Below are 1,925 nucleotides of genomic sequence, written 5' to 3' on the forward strand. Positions count from 1 at the left end.
CGCCGCCGCGGATGAGCGGCCCGCCGCCGCGATGCGGCGGACCGCCACGTCCACCGCCGCCGATGCCGAGCGCGAGCACGAAGACCACCGCGAGCACGCCGCCGACGAGGGCGAGGAAGAGGCTGGCGGTGAGCAGATGCACGATCAGCCCGGTGACGCCGCCCGTGGCGAAGGCCCCGGGCTTGCGCCCGAGCATGCCCACCAGCAGCGCGCCGAGCATCGGCACGCCGACGAAGAGCAGGGCGCCGAGATCCTCGATGCCGGCCCCGTCGCCCGCGCCCGTGGCGCGCTCGGGTGCGGGCAGGTGCTCGCCGCGGATCAGCGCGAACAGGGCTTCCACCCCGGCGTCGATGCCGCCGGCGAAGTCGCCGCGGCGGAAGGCGGGGGTGATCGCGCCGTCGATGATGCGCCACGCGGCCAGGTCGGGGACGGCGCCCTCGAGCGCGCGGGCGACCTCGATGCGCACCTTGCGATCGTCCTTCGCCACCAGCAGCAGCACGCCGTCGCCGAGCTCGCGGCGGCCGATCTTCCACGCGTCGGCGACACGGAAGGCGTAGGCGGCGATGTCCTCGGGCGCGGTGCTGCGTAGCAGCAGCACGACGATCTGGCTACCGTGCGCCGCCTCGAAGGCGGCGAGCTTGTCCTCGAGCGCGCGCGCCTGCGCCGCCGACAGCGTGGCGGTGAGGTCGGTCACGCGTGCCTGCAGCGCCGGCACCGGCTGCAGCGGCTGCGCGAGCGCCAGCCCGGCCGCGAGCACGGCGGCGAGCGTCAGCAGCGCGCGCCAGAGGTAGCGCGCCATCGTTCAGCGTCCGCCCTGGCTACCGAAGTCGACCTTCGGCGGCGTCGAGATCGCGGCCTCGTCGGCCACGGTGAAGCCGGGCTTGGGCTGGTAGCCGAAGACCATCGCGGTGAGGTTGGACGGGAAGCTGCGCGCCAGCACGTTGTACTGCTGGACCGACTCGATGTAGCGGTTGCGCGCGACGGTGACGCGGTTCTCCGTCCCTTCGAGCTGCACGCGCAGGTCCTGGAAGCCCTGGTTGGCCTTCAGGTTGGGGTAGTTCTCGGCGACCGCGAGCAGGCGCGACAGCGCGCTGCCGAGCTGGCCCTGGGCCTGCTGGAAGCGCTCCATCGCCTGCGGGTCGTCGAGCATTTCGGGCGTGACCTGGATCGCCGTGGCGCGCGCCCGCGCCTCGATCACCCGGCTCAGCGTCTCCTGTTCGAAGGTGGCCTCGCCCTTGACCGTCTCAACCAGGTTGGGGATGAGGTCGGCGCGGCGCTGGAACTGGTTGAGCACCTCGGACCACGCGGCGCGGGTCTGCTCGTCGAGGCGCTGGAAGTCGTTGTAGCCGCAGCCCGACAGGGTCAGCGAGGCGGCGAGGACGAGGGGGAGCGCGAGGCGGCCGAGGGGGTGGAGCAGCGGACGGGCGAGGCGGGAATTCATTTTGCTTCTCCGGAAGATGCCGGTGGAAAGGTCTTCACTTTAGCAGCGCATGCGGGGTTTTTGTCCTTGCTCAAGGATTCGGCCCGCGCGCGGGAATAGGATTCGCGAGCTGCGATTCCGGCCGCAGGTTCGAGACCGGACCCTCCAATGGAAGAAACAAGATGTCCGATAACGCTGTTCACCCCTTCGATGCGCGCGGCGTTGCCAAGCGCTTCCGCCACGCCGCCATCTTCGGTGCGCTCGAGTCGCTCGAGGACGGCGAGGTCATGCGCTTCGTCAATGACCACGACCCGCTGCCGCTGCTCAACCAAATCCAGCAGCGCTACGGCAACCAGGTCGGCATCCACTACGTCGCCCGCGACCCGGGCAACATCGTCATCGACTTCACCATCCAGCTCGGCGCGCAGGCGTCGGCCGTGCCCGCAGCCGCTGCCGCGGCCGCCGGGGGTGGCGGTTGCGGCGGCGGTGGCGGCCACGGCTGCTG

Annotated in this window: 3 protein-coding genes; 1 reads left to right on the forward strand and 2 read right to left on the reverse strand. The window is 71.4% G+C overall.

Features of this window, described 5'->3' with window-relative positions:
* Window positions 1–799, reverse strand: a 799-nt coding sequence (locus tag C667_RS22555; RefSeq protein WP_004387093.1) for a TPM domain-containing protein, incomplete at its 3' end; no start/stop codon positions are given.
* Window positions 800–802: 3 nt separating this feature from the next.
* Window positions 803–1,441, reverse strand: a complete 639-nt coding sequence (locus tag C667_RS22560) for a LemA family protein (protein WP_004387094.1) — start codon at window positions 1,439–1,441, stop codon at window positions 803–805.
* Between the two features lie 161 nt (window positions 1,442–1,602).
* Here C667_RS22560 and C667_RS22565 point away from each other — a divergent pair.
* Window positions 1,603–1,925 (forward strand): DUF2249 domain-containing protein (locus C667_RS22565; protein WP_004387095.1); only part of this gene is annotated, 323 nt, incomplete at its 3' end.

Source organism: Thauera phenylacetica B4P (genome assembly GCF_000310225.1).
Lineage (GTDB): Bacteria > Pseudomonadota > Gammaproteobacteria > Burkholderiales > Rhodocyclaceae > Thauera > Thauera phenylacetica.

Excerpts from the sequence above, each read along its gene's own strand:
- C667_RS22560 (WP_004387094.1), bottom strand. The coding sequence starts at position 1,441 with ATGAATTCCCGCCTCGCCCGTCCGCTGCTCCACCCCCTCGGCCGCCTC.